Here is a 17,864-nt window from a genome sequence, read left to right on the forward strand (position 1 = left end):
ATTTAATAATTTTGAAAAATTACGCAGCACTAATAAACAACTAAATGTGCAGTCAGCTCAATAATAGTGAACTTGCTTAAAAGGACTTTTAGAGCTAATACCTCTAGAGCCGCTTCAATACTATAAGGAATATAATAATGGCTAAGAAACCCAAAAATCGCAGTATTAAAACGCTAGCAACTGCTAACAATGTGCCATGTTGGTCAAATGACAAAGATGTTGAACTAGCCTGCCAGCGGTTAACTGAAATGTTTGTTGGCCTTGGTCAAGTGCCGCGTATAGACAAAGGTCAACAGCCAGCACAACGAGCTGTATTTAGAAAGCAACATGGCATCGCTTACGGCCACTTTATTATCAATCCAGATATAGACCCACAATTTAAAATTGGCATTTTTGCAGGCAAAGAATACGAATGTGCAGTGCGCTTTTCAAGTGATACGTTACCATCATCACCAGATTTACACAGCACATTAGGATTGGCAGTGAAGCTCTTTGGAGTAGATGGGCCAAAGCTAATTGGCGAAGGTGATACCGCAGATTTTATTTTTCAAAATATGGATCGGTTTTTCACCAAAAATGCGCAACAGATGTGCCAATTCACCACTGCAGGCGTGATCGATAAAAACTATGATGCCTATTTAAATAATCCAAAACACATACAAACAGCCAATATTTTACAGGCTATGCAAAAAGTTGAAGCAAGCTGTTTAAGCGCTAATTATTGGGCAATATTACCGTTCAAATTAGGCGAACAACAGATTGTAAAATATCGCTTAGTGCCTGAAGGCAGTGAACTTGGCGCACCAAGTATCGATAATAATTACCTCGCTTTAGATTTGCAGCGACGTTTACGTCAAGGCAGTGCAACATTTCGCTTTGAAGTACAATTAAGAACAAACCCAAAAACAATGCCACTTGATGATGCACAAGCCGTATGGAGCTGTGAAGAAAGCCCATACGTATGTATTGCGCGGCTGCATTTAGCACAACAAAATATTACCGCGATTGGTCAAGCTGAGCTTGGTAATAACTTAGCGTTTAATATTTGGCGTACTTTAGCCGCCCATGAGCCTCTAGGTAGCATTGCATTGGCTCGAAAGTCAGCCTATGCGGCCAGTGCTCATGCCCGACATACAGCCAACGGTCAGCAGCTACAAGAGCCTAAACAGTTAAGTGAATTTAAGCCACAGCAAGATCAAGATACTGACTCTGAGTGTATTGTTTATGCCGGTATTTATCCGCCTATTGGTGTAATGCGCGTGGGTAATAGTAAAAAAGGCTACTTTATTGGCCCGCAACAACCGCAGCCCATAGCTCATACTGATGAATACAGTTACCGAGATAAAACAGGTGCATTAAAGCGCCAAGCAGCTGAGTTTAGAATTTACGGTTTTAATGCCGCTGGTAAAGCGATAAAAGAACTAACCCTCGATAATGCAGACATTACTTGGCATGCTGAATTAGCAAATCAAAAAGCCTGCTGGTACGAATTTCAAATTGCTTTAGATATTCCAGAAGCCGCAGATGCGCCGCCATCGTTACTGCGTAATAACAATGTAGCCGATCGTAGCAAGCTGTTAATCAAAGGGGGCAAACACAGTATAAGCGGCAAAAACGTAAAATCTAAGCATGAGTTTATTGGCCAATTTATGGATCAGGATGTGTATTTAGGAGAAATGCGCAGTGATCAATACGGTCGCTTACTCATGCTCGGTGGTCATGGCGTGTCACGCAACGTAAACGGCGATATAGCCATTACCTTTGCAAATAATGAAGGCTGGTATGATGACACCTCAGATGGCCCAATTACAGCAGAGGTTGTATATCAGGGGATATCGCTAAGAGTAGAACCCGCTTGGGTTATTTGCGCGCCACCGGATTATGCACCGATGCAAAAATCAGTACGCACCATGTGGGATTTAATGCGCGATGTTGCTGTAGATGCTGGTATGCTGGCAAGACCACAGCGACCTTCCTTTAGTAACGACATTCAACCCATATTTGACCGAATGACGGATTTACAATGGGTTAATGACGGATTTGCTGGCGCATTTGGCTGGGGGGGTCAGTTTAATTACACCACCAATGAATGGCTAGAAAAGCTTAGCGATCCCTCTCCTGCCTATCAGGAATTACGCCGTACACTGTCTAATAACTTTCGTCGTTTTGATGTTCCCGGTGCGCAAGCTCCACAACTATGGCCTTGGCTGTATGGCGACGCGATTAGCATTCCTCCCACGGGCTCAGTGCGCCAGCATGCAACGCTATCAAATTTGCAGTTGAGCTTTTTAGACCAATGGGTGAAAGGTGATTTTATTAATGATTACACCCCTCAATCAGCTTGTCCGGCACATGCAAATGTAACCGCGTTAGATGATTATCCAATTGCTGAGCAGCCAGAACTACTTACTCGCGGCGCGATGGAGTTTTGCCTTGCTGATGCGTTTCACCCGGGCTGTGAAATGACTTGGCCAATGCGAACTGCAGGCATGTATATGTCGGCATTTCGACTCAAACACGCCCAAGCGGACTTACAAAGCGACCGTTACTATTATGGTCCTGTGATGAATAGCGACGTTTATACCCTCGCGCAAGGACCTTTATTTGGTGGTCAAGTAGCAGGCGGGATAACACGCTGGATGGCTATTCCTTGGCAAACTGATACCGCGAGCTGTAGAGATGGCTACAGCTCTGAGTACGATCCATTTTTACCGACATTTTGGCCTGCTCGAGTGCCAAATCAAATAATGAATCAGTTCCGCTATCAACAAGTGCTTGATACCTCATTACCTGACAGTACTCGTCAACAGGCTTTTGCTTATCGTACTGATTGGCTTGATGATTTACCTCTGCACGGTAATCCTGCCACATATACAAACCAAATCAATAGTATGATAGACAACTTTGCTGAACTTGCGATTGTACAACCGCATATCGGCGTAATAGGCGATGCACAATTTCCTAGCGCAATGCAGGTTGGTATATTGCCCAACAATCCACAAGATGAGGCACAAGTTAACTTAGCGAGTAAAGCGATAAAGCATACAAAAGCGACTCTCTCGGCTGAGCATGCTTCACATCGTAGTCAAACCAACTTAGGTGTTACTGAAAAAGCGAGCCGCTTTCATCGCAACAAAGGACGCTAAAGCAATGCTGCAAGAGACCGAATTACAAACGGATGTTGTGATCATTGGTGCAGGTGTGGCAGGCTGTATCGCCGCACTTGCTTTATGTGATTCATATCAAGTTACTTTGATTGATAAGTCTGAGATGCCCGAAGAGCGAATTGGTGAATGCTTAGCACCTGCCGCACGGCGTATTTTACAACAGTTAGATTTGTTAACTGAATTTGAAAACCAACTGGTGGCCAACGTACTTACCCCACAGCATTTACACAATGCAGGATTGCAAATAAGTTGGGGCCAATCAACACCCTATGTTACTGATAATCTCAGTAACCCGGATGGTTTAGGTTGGCGCTTGGATCGTCAAGTATTTGAGAGCTTTTTACGCGAAAAAGCGCTGCAACGGGGTGTCCGCTGTATTTGGCCTGCCAAATTAGCACACAGCGAATACCAAGGGCAACGCTGGCAAATAACACTAACACAGTTACAACAAGAGCAAACAATCAACATTGCGAGTCAATTCGTAATTGATGCCACTGGCCGAGAGGCTCATTTTGCAAAAAAATACACCGCTCGCAAACAACATGACCGTCTAATATCTTGCTGGGCAACCGTGGCTAATACTATTGAAAATCAACTAGGCAGCATTTGTGCCACGCAAAACGGCTGGTGGTACAGTGCACCATTACCAAACCAACGTCGTGTTTTAGCATTTCAAACGGATCCGGATTTGCTGACCAAAGGCTTACAACGTGATACAAAGTTATTTACTCAACATGCGCAATGTTATGCCAATCAAGCGAAGATTCTCGATGTATGCCAACAGCCAATAACACTGCACGGTATCGTCAGCGCGAACTCCACTCGCTTAGAGTGTTTTGCAGGCCAACAATGGGCCGCTTTAGGTGATGCAGCACTGAGCTTTGATCCAATCTCATCGCAAGGAATTTTTAATGCTATGGCAAGTGCGATGCAACTTGCCGATCTGATGAAAAAACTCGAGATAGTCAATAAAATAGAACACGATAGCCAGCTACAATTTAAAAAACTATACCAGCAACAAATAGAACAGATTTGGCATCGTTATTTAGATCACAAACGCTATTTTTACGCTCAAGAGCAACGCTGGTCAAACAGTCCTTTTTGGCAGCGCAGACAGCAGCCGAGTAGTATAAAAGTATATAATAGTATATACGGCTAACTCACTTTGACTGGTAAATAAACCTCAGCATTTAAACCGCCTTCAGGGCGATTAACCAGTTTTACTTTACCACCATGCATATCAACTATGCGCTTAATGATCGCAAGCCCTAACCCACTACCTTCACTGCCTCGCGCAGCATCGCCTTGTTTAAAAGGTTCAAATACCGTTTCAAGTTCACTTTCAGGAATACCTGGGCCATGATCTTTTACAATCACCATAGCGTATTTTTTATCACGACTTAGCGCAGTTTCAACATCAATATCACCATCCGAATAACGGATCGCATTTTCAATCATGTTGGTAATAACTCGCTTGATTGCCACCATACTTAAAGGAATGTTACTAATACTAGGATTTTCGCTAAAAGTGATAGTGCGTTGATGTTTTTGTTCTGAATGCACCACTTCTGACACTATCGCGTTGAGATCTTCAAGCGCTAACTCCTCACGTTTGTGATGACGCAAATACTCAATAAACTGATCAATAATGGCATTCATGTCTTCAATATCGTAGATGATCCCTTCACGCAGATAATCTTCTTCATCCGACATCATCTCGGTAGCAAGGCGAATGCGCGTCAGCGGCGTACGTAAATCATGAGACACCCCAGCCATAAGTAGACGGCGGTCGTTCTCAAGCGCTGCTATACCACGTGACATTTGATTAAATGCGCGGGTTACTTCGATGACTTCAGTTGAGCCGTGTTCCTCTAATTTTGTAGAAAAATCTCCAACCCCTACTTTTACCGCCGCTTGTTGCAGCGCTTTTAAAGGTCGATTCAAATGACGTGCGAACAGCCAACCACCGAGTACACTTAAAAAGCCGATACTAGATAAATAAAAGGTTAGAAATTCGAGATTATTTTCTTTAAAACCAGTTAGCGGTACTTTAACCCAGTAACCCGGTGCTTGCGGCGCTTCTACCCAATAAACAAGCGGATCTGTTTGGCTAATACGCACTCGGGCTGAACCATGCAGTTGCTCAGACATACTACGCGACAACATCGAATATTCACGAGTTTGCGCCAAACCTTCGCTCATCGCTTGGCGCTGGGTCATAACTTCGATACCGGTTATTTCAAAAAACTTTTCAGACACCTCATCACTTATTTCAACGCCATCTTCCCAGTCTATAAACACAGTTTTGATTTGTTTTGCGAGAATAAGGTTAACTTGCTCAATAGTAGGCTTAACTACGTAAAGGCTAACCGTGATGTAAGACACTACTTGGTTGATCAACAAAAGTGCCGCAACTAAAAACACCGTTTGTCCAAATGCACTTTTGGGAAACATACTCATTATGGCTATTTTTCACCATCTGGAACAAATACGTAACCTAAGCCCCATACAGTTTGAATATAACGTGGATTAGCGGCATCGACTTCAATCATGCGACGCAAACGTGAGACTTGTACATCGATACTACGCTCTAATGCACTGTAATCTCGACCACGCGCTAAGTTCATTAACTTATCACGACTAAGCGGCTCTCGTGGATGTGTAACAAGCGCTTTCAATACCGCAAACTCACCACTGGTCAACGACATGGTTTTGTCGCCTTCGCTCATTTCACGGGTGGCTAAATTAAGCGAAAACTCACCAAACGAAATATGATTTTCTTCTGCTGACGGTGCACCTGGCACTTCTTTTGAACGACGACGCAAAATAGCTTTAATACGTGCTAATAATTCACGCGGGTTAAATGGTTTCGGGATGTAATCATCAGCACCAAGCTCTAAGCCGATAATACGATCAACCTCATCACCTTTAGCCGTTAACATGACAATTGGAATTTCATTTTCTTTTTGGCGTAACCGCTGACAGATAGATAAGCCATCTTCACCGGGTAACATTAAATCAAGTACCATCAAGTGAAAGTTTTCTCGTTCTAACAGCCGATCCATTTGTTCTGAATTAGCAGCTGTACGCACAATAAATCCTTGTTCTACCAAGTAGCGCTCTAACAAGCTGCGTAAACGCATATCATCATCAACGACTAATACTTTTGTGGTTTCATGTCCCATTACTTTCATTCTTATTTTTCTGTACTGTTATGATTAATATAAATGAAAAACATGATAATAAAAAACTAATTAGGTCACTAGATTGTTACTGAACATTTCAAGCCCACAAAAATGCTGGCGAGAACAAAAATCAGCTCGACAAGCCAACAAGATTTTTATACCTTGCCTAGGTGTTTCTCAAGGTAATAATTTAAACGTGAAAACTAATTTAATCACCCGCGAAGGGTATTTACAGCTGCAACAAGAACACGACCACTTATGGAATGTTAAACGCCCTGAAGTCACCAAAATAGTGAGCTGGGCTGCTAGCCTTGGTGACCGTTCAGAAAATGCTGATTACCAGTACAATAAACGTTTGTTAAGACAAATAGATCGTCGCGTGCGGTATTTACGCAAACGCATGCCAGATCTAAAAATAATTGATTACTCGCCGCAGCAAGCTGGTAAAGTGTTTTTTGGTGCATGGGTCGAAATAGAAAATGAACAAGGTGAAGTGCTGAAGTTTCGCATTGTTGGCCCTGATGAGATTTATGACCGCAAAGATTATATCTCGATTGATTCGCCGATGGCGCGCGCATTATTGAAAAAACAAGTGGATGATGAGTTTTATGTTACAACTCCGCAGGGCAAAAAAGAGTGGTACGTTAACAGTATCAGTTACCCTGGGGCTTCATAAATCCTCAGTAAAACGATAGATCCTCGCTTCTCATTATTCAGATAAGGTTAATTATTGATTGTCTAAAGTGAATTTGTAGACTATAAATAAAAGTACTCAAGTAAAGCATTTCGCGCTTGAGTTGAATATTAGAAGGTAGTAGTTATGTCAAACGTAATACATCGCATAGTAAGTAATGCCGTGTTATTTACACTTTTAATGAGTGTGAGTTTGACTGTAATTGCTCAAGGTTTTGACGACCACGACCATTTATCCCCAACCGCAAACTATGTTGCTTGTGACATTCCTGACCAAGCTAATCTTGACGTTGACTTAGACACACACGTTGACGGGATCTCTATCAGGGTGCTTCAACCACTCCCTGAAAACATTTTATCACTTTATGTGAGTACCACTTTCGTACAACCTTTTAGCTATGCGTATCAGCGTGGACCACCGGCTTATTTTATTTAATTTATCGCTTAAAAACTTGATTAAATTTAATAACATAATTGGTGATTACTATGGCTAACTTTAAAGAACTTCGTACTCAAGACATTTCTAAAGGCGTTTTATCTCACACTTACCGTGACACTCAGCCGTTAATTGATTTAACGTCTCCGGCTTTGAAAATGGTCAATAATTTTACTCAAAAAGACCCGCTACGTGCTCATTTTGAAACCAGCATTGTTGATGCATTAAAACAGATCACTAGCCAACATACAGACTTTATTTTAGTAGTAGATGACAAAGAAAAATTACTTGGTATAGCATCTAGTGCGGATCTACAAAGCTCAAAAATTATGATTTTAGCACAGCGCTTAAATGTACCTCGCAACGAAGTTAACTTACTTCATGTAATGACACCACTTAGCCACTTAACTGGCGTAAGTATGCAAAGCTTAAGCTATGCTTGTATTGGTGATGCACTACAAACAATGGAACAAAACGGTATTATGTTTTTACTGGTTACTACCGCACATAATGAAATTTGTGGTTTAATTTCAGCTCGAGAAATTGCTAAAACATTACAAATTCCGTTACATATCACACCTATCGCGCACAGTTTTAGTGAAGTAATGCAACATATTGAACACCCTCATTAAGCACTGATACATGTTTAATTGAACCACCTCTTTAAAAGGCCTTAAAGTATATAAATAGCATACTTTAAGGCCTTTTTATTAAGCCCTGCTGTGATATTATTCAAGCAATTAATTACGCCAAAACTATCGTTCTGGTCTTCAAATTGTTTAATAAGGTTTTTGCATGAGCAATATCTCTGCACGTTTAGCCACTGAGCTGAATGCTCAAGAGCAACAAGTTATAGCTGCTACAAAATTACTCGATGAAGGTTCAACAGTGCCTTTTATTGCCCGCTATCGTAAAGAAGTAACGGGTGGTTTAGACGATACCCAATTACGATTGTTAGAGCAGCGTTTATCGTATTTAAGAGAGCTGGAAGAACGTAGAGCCTTCATTCTTTCGACGATTAAAGCGCAAGATAAACTCACTACCAGCTTAGCTGCCGATATTAATAATGCGGATAGCAAGACTGAACTTGAAGATTTATATTTACCTTACAAAGCTAAGCGCCGCACTAAGGGGCAAATTGCTATTGAAGCTGGTCTTGAGCCGTTAGCGAATGCTTTATTTAATGATGCTTCTTTAGATCCTGAGCAACAAGCCGCTGGCTACCTAAATGCAGAAGCCGGCTTTGCTGATGAAAAAGCAGTTCTGGATGGCGCTAAATTTATTTTAATGGAACGCTTTGCTGAAGATGCCAAACTGCTCGCCAAATTTCGTAGTCACATCAGTCAGCACGGCCAAATCGAAGCAAGCTTAATCAAAGGCCAAGAACAAGCTGGCGCTAAATACCGAGATTATTTTGAGCATCAAGAAGCGCTTAAAAAAGTGCCTTCGCACCGCGCTTTAGCTATGTTGCGCGCGCGCAACGAGGGTATTCTACAGTTAACAATCAACCCTGAGCCAAGTTCAGAAAACCCGGCCCATATGTGTGCCGTGATGATTGCCGATCATTACCGCCTTGATATTAACAACCAAGTAGCCAGCCCTTGGTTACTCACTGTCGTGCAGTGGGCCTGGAAAATTAAGCTAGGCTTACATTTAGAAAACGAATTTTTAGCAGCCATGCGTGAAAAAGCCGAAACAGGCGCTATCGATGTGTTCGCTAAAAACTTAAAAGACTTACTTATGGCTGCCCCTGCTGGGCCTCGCATAACATTGGGCCTAGATCCTGGTCTGCGCACTGGCTGTAAAATTGCCGTTGTTGATAGCACTGGTAAGTTATTAGCCACACAAACTATCTTCCCACATGCACCACAAAACCATTGGGATAAATCAGTACGAACGCTAGAGCAGTTATGCCGCCAACATAAAGTCGAACTAATCGCTATTGGTAACGGCACCGCTTCACGCGAATCAGACAAACTGGTTGCTGAATTAATCAAAGCAAATAGCGAGCTAAAACTCAATAAAATTATGGTCAGTGAAGCTGGCGCATCGGTGTATTCAGCATCAGAATTTGCTGCTAATGAGTTTCCTGATTTAGATGTGTCGTTACGTGGTGCGGTTTCAATTGCGCGTCGCTTACAAGATCCACTGGCTGAACTTGTGAAAGTGGAGCCTAAGTCAATTGGTGTAGGTCAATATCAGCACGATGTATCACAAAGCCAACTAGGGCAAACTCTGACTTCTGTTGTTGAAGATTGTGTGAACTCGGTAGGTGTAGATTTAAATATGGCCTCAGTGCCATTGCTTGCGCGTGTTTCAGGGTTAAATAAAACCTTAGCGCAAAATATTGTTAATTATCGCGATGCTAACGGTTCATTCACTAAACGCTCAGAGCTAAAGAAAGTAGAGCGTTTAGGGCCAAAAGCATTTGAACAAGCCGCCGGTTTCTTAAAAATTAGTAATGGCAGCGACCCACTTGATAAATCATCAGTTCACCCGGAAGCTTACCCTATCGTTAAACGCATTTGTGAACAAAATAGTCTCGATGTAAATAACCTAATTGGTAACTCAGAGCTGCTGAATAAGTTAGTTGCCAATGACTACATTGATGATAAATTTGGCTTACCAACGGTTACCGACATCATCAGTGAACTTGATAAACCTGGACGCGACCCTCGTCCTGATTTTAAAACAGCAGAGTTTAAAGCAGGTGTTGAAAAAATCAGTGACTTAAAGCCAGGGATGATTTTAGAAGGCGTGGTTTCAAACGTAGCTAACTTTGGTGCTTTTGTTGATGTGGGTGTGCACCAAGATGGTTTAGTACATATTTCAGCGATCACTAATAAGTTTATCTCTGATCCGCGTGAAGTAGTTAAAGCAGGTGATATTGTAAAAGTAAAAGTAGTGGAAGTTGACGCTGCCCGTAAACGTATTAGTTTTACCATGCGTTTAGACGATGACATTGATACCAGCAATAAACCTGCTCCATCAGTCAGTCAAAAGCCGCAAGCCAATAATCGTAACAATGCTCAGCAACCTCGCGCTGCAAAACCAACACGCGATACCGGTAATGCAATGATGGGTAATGCATTTGCAGATGCCTTCGCAAATGCAAAAGTGAAAAAATAACGCTTAAGCAAAAACGCCACAAACTCAGTTTGTGGCGTTTGCAATTCTGCTATTTAAATCCGATTTAAAAATAATAACGAAATGCTGCTGCTGCGATGTCAGCGTATTCATCGGTGTAACTGTAGGAAGCAGCAAACGTTATTTTTTCAGTGACTGCGTAATTTATACCCGCTTTTAACAGGAGGTTATTTTCACTTTCAGCATCATGTAAACGTACATAACCAGCACCTACGCCATGTAAACGTTCATAACCAACGCCTGCATTTACTTCAAATTGTTCGCTCAATAAATGTCGAATTTGTGCAGTTACTTCAAAGGAGTCAGCTGTTTCTGAACCTTCATAGTATGTTTTTGAAACATCAAAAACATTACCATCAGATTCAAGTCTATGTACAAATGTTTCCTCAGTCTTAACCTTACTTTTCCCATACTTCAGGGCATAGTCAACAGAAGTTTCTCTTGAAAAATGTTGAATGTATCCAAAGCCAACATTATAACGAGTTAAACTCATATCCGTTGTTTCATAGTAAGAATCTGTCATATTAGATGTATAAGTGCCATCTGGTAGAGGAGCAAATGATGTAAATGTAGTAGTGCTAGAATAGTCAACACGACTTTGAGAATACGAGCCTGTCACGAACCAACTTTCAAAAATTTGTTTGCTAAGATTAATAACGTACCCATCGTAGCCAGAATACATTGGGCTGTCAGGGTCCGTTTTATCATTGCTTTTAATGTCAGTTTTTGTATAGCCAACTTCAACATAATCGTAGCTTAAAAGTGATGCTTGGTTTGCTGCGGCGGTGATTGAGAAAAGTGATAAAGCCCCAGCTAATACTGCATATTTCATTTAATTGTCTTCCATACTAAAATCGCCACAAAATCTATTTGCGGCGATTTTAATTTTTTATTTCAAGATTAAAAGTAAAAGCGTAACGTCACTGCAATGTCTGCGTACTCATCAACGTAACGGTATGAAGCACCTAAAATTGCTTTTTCAGTCAAGGTATAATTAAAACCCGCTTTTAAAACAACGTTATTGTCACTTTCTTCATCATGTAAACGCTCGTAGCCAAGTCCCGCGTTGACTTCAAATTTATCCGTGACTAAATGCCTAACTTGCACATTAGCAGAGAGGATATCAGCACTATCTGAGTCCGAGTAACCTGATTCTAACGATGAGAATACTTGGCCATTAAACCTTTCTTCGACGAGGTTTATGAAGTCAGTGCTGTACTTCAGTCTACCTAGATTGATACTGTAATCTAAATTGGTAACTGCAGATAAACGTTGAATATAACCCGCACTGAGCTCTAATCTAGTAAATTCAGCGTCTAGCTTTCCTTCAGTGTATAACTGTGACGTTCCGACATACTCACCGTTTTGAAAGATATCACGATAATCCTCAGAGACACTATTTGACAGATCATCTGATGTGCTTGCATATAAACCGGTTAGATACCAATTACTACTTACTTGCTTGCTAAGCTTAACTGCATAGCCATCAAAGCTAAGTTCATCCAAGCCATCTACGTCCATTTTTGCATAGCCAACTTCGACATAGTCATAACTTAAGCCAGCCGTTTCATTCGCCACCGCTGTTATTGAAAAAAGTGATAAAGCACCTGCGATTACTGCATATTTCATTTAATTGTCTTCCATACTAAAAATCGTAGGGAAAATAGCAGTTACAGTAATGTTTCACAATTAAGTGCATACATCTTTAGGTAAATAAATGTGAATAACCACACTTAAAAAATGATTTATTTGGATTTAAATTGAGGAAACACATATTACGAGGGAGCAACTATATGGTTGCAGAAAAGCCAGACTGTCCATAAGGCGAGGTGGCGGCTTGATAAAACTGCGCAATGCGACCTGCACGCTGCTCAACTTCAATATCGCGCTTAGCCGTTGCGGTTTCTGATTCAGCAGTAGCTGCAACTTTCTCATCCTTTGTTAATTCGTTATCTACTTTGAACGATACTGATTGCGTACTGCTTTCATCATCACTGTCTATATTACTAAGCTCTGCTTGCGCTGCAGCGAGCTTTTGAGTGGCATCAGCAGCAATCGAACGATCAGCACCAGAAGGCTCTGCCGGCGCTAAAGCTGCAGCACGTACCGTTTGCATTTTCTCTATTGTAGCTCGCGGGTCACCTGCTATTTCAGCAACGTCAATTTGTACTTCGCCGCCAACAGCGTAATTGGTACCATCAGGTCCGCGTTGGTACTCATAACTTGGCGAACCTGCGTGTTGACCACCAACTGATGAGTGAGCTTGCTCATGAATACGTACTTCAATATCACGCGCTTTTAACTCTTTAATTTGCTCAGCGTCTTGTTGCTCTTGCTGAGCTACTTGCTCTTTTTGCTTTGCTTCTTTCTCTGTATCTTGTTGTTGCTGTTCATTTTGCTCTGGGTTTTGCTCTGCACCTCCCTGCTGACGCTCTTGAATTACTTTTTCGTCGGCAAGTTTACCCTTGGCATCATAAGTGCCGGTATCAGTTGTACCGGGTTGTTTAGTTTTTTCATTATCACCGAGCGCTTTGTTTTCAGCATTAGTCGGTTTTGTAGCTGCAGGTGGCGGGATAACTTCCCGAAGTTGGTTGTCACGCCGAGCGGTTTCCGTATAAACATTTGCGGTGTTTATATTAATATTTGGAAATGGCGTGACAATGTTCATGGCAAATTAAACACGAATATCAATCAAAGTCCCCAGCACTTCGTCTGCGGTTTGAATTGATTGCGTATTGGCTTTGGCATTAAACTCTTCGACCTTTAAATTGACCAAGGCTTCATCAATACGTGGTGGTTGTGACACAGGAGCGGTTACCGCTTCTTCCGGACGAGCAGCTTGCAGCTGGCGCTGTTGGGCAAGCTGGGCGTCGTCTTGTTGCTCAATGCTGGCGCGATTTATTTCTGCGCTGGCTTTCTCTATACCCTGACTGGCACGATTAAAACCTTCAACACCGTTATTAAACACAGATCCGATTGGCATACAACACCTCCACCAATGATATATTGGTTAATTATCGCTCATAAAACAGTCAAAATAAAGCTTTACTGCAGAGTTTTTCAAACCACCGTAAAGTTACTTTTCAAAGCATTGATTTGACGGCAGATAAAAACTCTTTTTTATGGGATATAAAAGGTGCGTGTGACGCTTTATCGATCACTTCATACTCAAAATCGTGTTTTAAAACTTTCATTTTGGTTACTGCGCGATACGGTACCAATGCATCTAAACGGCCAAATACAGCACGGATCGGCACTGGACAACAGGCAAAAGCATCGCGTAAATCATCTTGCTGTAAAATATCCAAACCAGCAGTTAATGCACACTCTTGTGGAGCCGGAAATTCATTGAGTAACTGTTTAAGTTGTTTAATATCATCTCGGGCATTTTCACTGCCCATCGCCTGTATTGCCAAAAAGCGATCGATGGTTTTCTCACGATGAGTGACTAACTGCTCTTTAAATGCAGCTAATACATTTGCTTTAATTCCTGGCCAATCATCGCCTTCAGCAAACAATGGAGTTGCAGCAACTAATATCACTTTCGCGACTTTTTCAGGCCAGTGCTTTGCAATATAAAGAGCAAATAAACCACCTAAAGACCAGCCCATTAAGGTAGTGTTTGGCTGTAATTGATTGCTTAATTGTAATGCAGCGGCATGCAAAGTATACGGCTTTGGCGATGCTTGATTATTACCGTAACCGGGTAAATCAACACTGCGTACTGTATCGTTATGCATAAATTGAAGCTCCGGCAAGATCAACTGCCATACGCCTTGATTCATCCCCCAACCATGTAATAACACCAGCTCATTTTGCATTTTTTATAACCTTGCTCCAAACTTAGCGCTCATAATAGCGTTTGAGGGAATGAATGCAATGACTGCTTTTCATCAATGTTTTCAACAGCTGGGCGATTGGTTTTTTCCTTCTTTTTGTGTGCAATGCCAAAGTATTATCCGTACCAAACATAGTTTATGCGAACATTGTTTAGCTGATTTGCCGCTATTAGATATAACCACACATGCTAATTTACTGTATCGCCCAGATGTGGTTGAGTTATTTCCTGATTGCCAATTCGATTACCTGTTCGCTTGCGCGTGGTATCGTCCCCCTTTCGATGGTTGGCTCACGCAACTTAAATTTAGTAACCAAATTCATTATAAAAACGCATTGTCGTTAATTATTAGCCAGCAACTGACTGTTAGTAAAAAAAATAGCGAAATATGGCCAGATTTATTTATTATTTTACCTCTACATCAGCAGCGTTTTTTAAAGCGAGGCTTTAACCAAGTATCACAATGCTGGTTGCCATGTTTAGTAAATGAAAATATTGATTCTCAGAGTTTACAGCGTACAAAGAAAACCCAAGCACAGTCATCACTTAGCAAAGCTAAACGAGTAAAAAACTTACATGGCGCATTTATATGTAATACCGATATGAGCGGAAAAACAATTGCTATCATTGATGATGTGATGACCACAGGAGCAACTCTTAATGCTGCTACCGTCGCCCTTAAAAAGGCTGGTGCTAAGCAAGTTTGGGCATTTGTAACCTGCTTAACACCATTAGGTCATTAATACTTAAGCTAATTAATTAATCGGCATTCGCTCTAAATGTGTGACCAAAAAACAATGCATTGCTCAATAAACGACTGGTGCCGTACCAATAGCCCCTAAATACCGGATCATCTGTCATACCAATCACACTGCCACGACCATACGAATGTGCCACTAAACCAGCCGCTCCCGCTACTTGCTCAACATTCACATCATCGGTAAAGCCAGCTAGTAATGGCTTTTGCGTATACTGCAACACATTTACAAATGGTGCAGCTGACATTTCAAGTAACCAAGTACTATTTTTAAATACTGGTAAGGTGTCACGCTGTAATGAAAAAGTAAGTGGGTGCGTTAAATCGGCTTTAGTATTAAATATCGCTCCAGCAATACGTTGACGCCCAGCTAGATGATCTTTATCACCATAGTTTAAGCCATCCGTTTTGAAGGCGCTGGCAACATCTCGGCGTGATAAATAACTGGTTTTTAATAGTTGTTGATCGACTAAAAACTTAGCCCCACCTTTGTGGCCCCAAATAACTCCACCTTTACGTACCCAAGTTTTAATTGCTATTTTGTCAGCATCTGAAAGCTTATTGTAATTTCCATGAGCCAAAACAATGTGACTGTAATCACTAAGTTCAAGATCACCAAAACGTTCCATTTCCACAATGGTAGGTGCCACACCAACAAAGCGATCTAAGTAATACCACACTTCACCTACTTCATATTGACTAGTCCCTTGGCCACCAACGAGTAATACTTTCGGCGCTTTAACTACCGCTAACGTCCGCGAGCCTAAATCGACACCCTTTGCCGTTAAGCCAGAAGTAATAGGCGTAATCGCAATACCAAACTCATTTTGTGCACTATTTAATAACGACACCCATTGCGGATTTTTTTGAATCCCAGCAGGAATAATAATACTACCCGCAGCAAATTCCTGTGTACTTGCAAGCGATTTAGCTGATAACGAGCTGAGCGCCACACGAGCTTGCACACCTTGCTGTAATAATTTATTAAGCATTTTCGGAGCTAAATAGTTATCCCATTTAAAGCCAAACGCATACTGTGCATCTAACTCAGCAAATTGTGTTTTTTCAGGCTGTTGCCATGCATTTTTACTAACGTCTAAGCCCCAGCCACTTTTGATTGCTGCAAACTCCAAGTTAAAAGCGTGGGCTAACGTCCAACCGGATACATCATAAAAAGTGTTATCAACAAAACGCTTTTGCTCACTAAAAATGGCTTTAACTAAGCGATATTGCGGCTGGGCTAATGGCACAAAATAACTTTTCGCAGAAAAATTCTTACCATCCGCTTTTACTGCTTTATTAAGTGGATAAGCTTTGATCTGATGCTGTTTCAGTAAATCTAAAAAAAGTGCGCTACGTGTTGTATCTGCACCGCCTTGTACTACATAACCTTTATAATCTTCATCATTAGCAAGCTCTATAGCATTATTGTAAAAACTAGCTTGGTAATCGAGTAATGCTTGGCGATTATCTATCGCAGCCTGAAATGTAGATAGGCTCGTAAGCAGCTGGTTTTTAATCGTAAATGCAAAACTCAGCGGTCCATTTATGGTTTCTTGCAGATGACCACGAGAACTTGCTTGCTCAAATAAAATACCCACACCACCATTTACATCTGGATAAGTTGAACCTTTGCCATAGTAAAAATCATCAAAGCTTTCTTCGGTAAAATATAACGCGTTGTGTTCATCCAATGTTTTGGCATGATAGTTACCTATTGCCTTCGTGAGACTGACATTTTCATCAGGGGTGATCGGATGCTTACGTGATGGAATACCTGGCTGAAAGAAAAACGTGCTATTGGGACCCATTTCATGGAAATCAGTAAGAATATTGGGTTTCCAGTAATGAAACTTAGCAATACGAGCACGTGATTCAGGGTGTTGTAGCAGCAACCAATCACGATTTAAATCAAACCAGTAATGGTTAGTACGGCTACTTGGCCAGCTTTCAATATGCTCCCGAGTTTGTGGATCAGACGATAAGTTCATACCGCGATTACTATTCGCCCAATTCGCAAAGCGTGCTAAACCATCGGGGTTTAATGAAGGATCGAGTAAAATAACCGTGTTATTTAATAGCGTATCAATTTCTTTACCTTGCGCCGCAGCTAAATAATATGCCACCAGCAAGGCTGAATTACTACCAGAAGATTCATTGCCATGAACGCTATAACCCATCCAAACGACCGCTGGCTGATCGGTTTCTTTGGCTTTTTCTGGATCGGCTAAACGCGCCAAGTGCGCCTTACGTGTTTGCTCCACATTCGCCAACTTATCAGCTGCGGTGATAGTTAGCATAACGAGCGGGCGCTGCTCATGGGTACGACCAATGACTTCAAAATTAATACGGTCACTTTTTTGTGCCAATATTTCCATATAACGAACGAGTTGATCATGACGTACGTGCCACTGCCCGACTTCATAGCCTAAAACCTGCTCTGGAGTGGGAATCGTTGGATCAAATTTCACATCATCATTGAAATAATATGAAAGCGGTTGTGCTAAACAAGAAAAGCTTAGCAATAGTGTAAAGATTGTTATTATCAAACGCATAGAAAACACTCAGTAAATGATCAATGTTTGCACGCTACCATTGCTTAAAATAGATGCCAAATTTTTACGCTCAACACTGGCGACAA

At 41.5% G+C, this 17,864-nt stretch carries 15 protein-coding genes; 7 read left to right on the top strand and 8 right to left on the bottom strand.

Annotation, left to right across the window (positions count from 1 at the left end; translation table 11 throughout):
- Positions 1-137 precede the first annotated feature (137 nt).
- Together H5232_RS03455 and H5232_RS03460 are read left to right on the top strand one after the other, a co-directional pair.
- Positions 138-3,146 (top strand): LodA/GoxA family CTQ-dependent oxidase, encoded by a 3,009-nt coding sequence (locus H5232_RS03455; RefSeq protein ID WP_182830564.1) that lies wholly within the window; start codon positions 138-140, stop codon positions 3,144-3,146.
- A gap of 4 nt (positions 3,147-3,150) precedes the next feature.
- Positions 3,151-4,326: a tryptophan 7-halogenase gene (locus H5232_RS03460; RefSeq protein ID WP_182768063.1), complete on the top strand. Its 1,176-nt coding sequence runs from the start codon at positions 3,151-3,153 to the stop codon at positions 4,324-4,326.
- Here H5232_RS03460 and envZ read toward each other — a convergent pair.
- Both envZ and ompR read right to left on the bottom strand, forming a co-directional pair.
- Positions 4,323-5,627 carry a two-component system sensor histidine kinase EnvZ gene (gene envZ, locus H5232_RS03465; RefSeq protein WP_145242002.1) on the bottom strand — a complete coding sequence of 435 codons (1,305 nt, stop codon included), beginning with the start codon at positions 5,625-5,627 and terminating at the stop codon, positions 4,323-4,325. The two genes, H5232_RS03460 and envZ, sit on opposite strands and share 4 nt — an antisense overlap.
- A 5-nt stretch (positions 5,628-5,632) precedes the next feature.
- Entirely contained in the window at positions 5,633-6,352 is a 720-nt protein-coding gene (gene ompR, locus H5232_RS03470) for a two-component system response regulator OmpR (protein ID WP_182819956.1), read from the bottom strand.
- Positions 6,353-6,548: 196 nt separating this feature from the next.
- Between ompR and greB the strand changes: the two genes are divergently transcribed.
- The 4 genes from greB to H5232_RS03490 all read left to right on the top strand — a co-directional run bounded on the left by greB (position 6,549) and on the right by H5232_RS03490 (position 10,610).
- Positions 6,549-7,028 carry a transcription elongation factor GreB gene (gene greB, locus H5232_RS03475; protein WP_149983060.1) on the top strand — a complete coding sequence of 160 codons (480 nt, stop codon included), beginning with the start codon at positions 6,549-6,551 and terminating at the stop codon, positions 7,026-7,028.
- Between the two features lie 144 nt (positions 7,029-7,172).
- Positions 7,173-7,481: a hypothetical protein gene (locus H5232_RS03480; protein WP_145242531.1), complete on the top strand. Its 309-nt coding sequence runs from the start codon at positions 7,173-7,175 to the stop codon at positions 7,479-7,481.
- 50 nt (positions 7,482-7,531) lie between these two features.
- A complete protein-coding gene (locus H5232_RS03485; protein WP_145242533.1) occupies positions 7,532-8,113 on the top strand; it encodes a CBS domain-containing protein in 582 nt (193 codons plus the stop codon).
- Positions 8,114-8,276: 163 nt separating this feature from the next.
- A complete protein-coding gene (locus H5232_RS03490) occupies positions 8,277-10,610 on the top strand; it encodes a Tex family protein (RefSeq protein WP_145242535.1) in 2,334 nt (777 codons plus the stop codon).
- A 64-nt stretch (positions 10,611-10,674) separates the two neighbouring features.
- Here H5232_RS03490 and H5232_RS03495 read toward each other — a convergent pair whose 3' ends face one another.
- The 5 genes from H5232_RS03495 to bioH form a co-directional block, all read right to left on the bottom strand.
- Positions 10,675-11,460 (bottom strand): outer membrane beta-barrel protein, encoded by a 786-nt coding sequence (locus H5232_RS03495; protein WP_182740428.1) that lies wholly within the window; start codon positions 11,458-11,460, stop codon positions 10,675-10,677.
- A gap of 68 nt (positions 11,461-11,528) precedes the next feature.
- Positions 11,529-12,257, bottom strand: a complete 729-nt coding sequence (locus tag H5232_RS03500; RefSeq protein WP_182830565.1) for a hypothetical protein — start codon at positions 12,255-12,257, stop codon at positions 11,529-11,531.
- 160 nt (positions 12,258-12,417) lie between these two features.
- Positions 12,418-13,296 (bottom strand): putative metalloprotease CJM1_0395 family protein, encoded by an 879-nt coding sequence (locus H5232_RS03505; protein WP_182762152.1) that lies wholly within the window; start codon positions 13,294-13,296, stop codon positions 12,418-12,420.
- A gap of 6 nt (positions 13,297-13,302) precedes the next feature.
- The gene (locus H5232_RS03510; protein ID WP_145242541.1) at positions 13,303-13,611 is read right to left on the bottom strand and encodes a hypothetical protein; all 309 of its coding nucleotides are present in this window, start codon (positions 13,609-13,611) and stop codon (positions 13,303-13,305) included.
- A 100-nt stretch (positions 13,612-13,711) separates the two neighbouring features.
- Positions 13,712-14,449, bottom strand: a complete 738-nt coding sequence (bioH, locus tag H5232_RS03515; RefSeq protein ID WP_182719091.1) for a pimeloyl-ACP methyl ester esterase BioH — start codon at positions 14,447-14,449, stop codon at positions 13,712-13,714.
- Between the two features lie 58 nt (positions 14,450-14,507).
- On the opposite strand from bioH, the gene H5232_RS03520 reads away from it, so the two are divergent.
- Positions 14,508-15,209 (top strand): ComF family protein, encoded by a 702-nt coding sequence (locus H5232_RS03520; protein ID WP_182719106.1) that lies wholly within the window; start codon positions 14,508-14,510, stop codon positions 15,207-15,209.
- A gap of 16 nt (positions 15,210-15,225) precedes the next feature.
- On the opposite strand, the gene H5232_RS03525 is transcribed toward H5232_RS03520, so the two are convergent.
- Positions 15,226-17,778 (bottom strand): M14 metallopeptidase family protein, encoded by a 2,553-nt coding sequence (locus H5232_RS03525; RefSeq protein ID WP_182762154.1) that lies wholly within the window; start codon positions 17,776-17,778, stop codon positions 15,226-15,228.
- Positions 17,779-17,864: the final 86 nt, after the last annotated feature.

This window comes from Pseudoalteromonas sp. SG41-5, from assembly GCF_014164495.1.
Lineage (GTDB): Bacteria > Pseudomonadota > Gammaproteobacteria > Enterobacterales > Alteromonadaceae > Pseudoalteromonas > Pseudoalteromonas rhizosphaerae.

Excerpts from the sequence above, each read along its gene's own strand:
- H5232_RS03455 (WP_182830564.1), top strand. The coding sequence starts at position 138 with ATGGCTAAGAAACCCAAAAATCGCAGTATTAAAACGCTAGCAACTGCT.
- H5232_RS03460 (WP_182768063.1), top strand. The coding sequence starts at position 3,151 with ATGCTGCAAGAGACCGAATTACAAACGGATGTTGTGATCATTGGTGCA.
- envZ (WP_145242002.1), bottom strand. The coding sequence starts at position 5,627 with ATGAGTATGTTTCCCAAAAGTGCATTTGGACAAACGGTGTTTTTAGTT.
- ompR (WP_182819956.1), bottom strand. The coding sequence starts at position 6,352 with ATGGGACATGAAACCACAAAAGTATTAGTCGTTGATGATGATATGCGT.
- H5232_RS03480 (WP_145242531.1), top strand. The coding sequence starts at position 7,173 with ATGTCAAACGTAATACATCGCATAGTAAGTAATGCCGTGTTATTTACA.
- H5232_RS03485 (WP_145242533.1), top strand. The coding sequence starts at position 7,532 with ATGGCTAACTTTAAAGAACTTCGTACTCAAGACATTTCTAAAGGCGTT.
- H5232_RS03490 (WP_145242535.1), top strand. The coding sequence starts at position 8,277 with ATGAGCAATATCTCTGCACGTTTAGCCACTGAGCTGAATGCTCAAGAG.
- H5232_RS03495 (WP_182740428.1), bottom strand. The coding sequence starts at position 11,460 with ATGAAATATGCAGTATTAGCTGGGGCTTTATCACTTTTCTCAATCACC.
- H5232_RS03500 (WP_182830565.1), bottom strand. The coding sequence starts at position 12,257 with ATGAAATATGCAGTAATCGCAGGTGCTTTATCACTTTTTTCAATAACA.
- H5232_RS03505 (WP_182762152.1), bottom strand. The coding sequence starts at position 13,296 with ATGAACATTGTCACGCCATTTCCAAATATTAATATAAACACCGCAAAT.
- H5232_RS03510 (WP_145242541.1), bottom strand. The coding sequence starts at position 13,611 with ATGCCAATCGGATCTGTGTTTAATAACGGTGTTGAAGGTTTTAATCGT.
- bioH (WP_182719091.1), bottom strand. The coding sequence starts at position 14,449 with ATGCAAAATGAGCTGGTGTTATTACATGGTTGGGGGATGAATCAAGGC.
- H5232_RS03520 (WP_182719106.1), top strand. The coding sequence starts at position 14,508 with ATGACTGCTTTTCATCAATGTTTTCAACAGCTGGGCGATTGGTTTTTT.
- H5232_RS03525 (WP_182762154.1), bottom strand. The coding sequence starts at position 17,778 with ATGCGTTTGATAATAACAATCTTTACACTATTGCTAAGCTTTTCTTGT.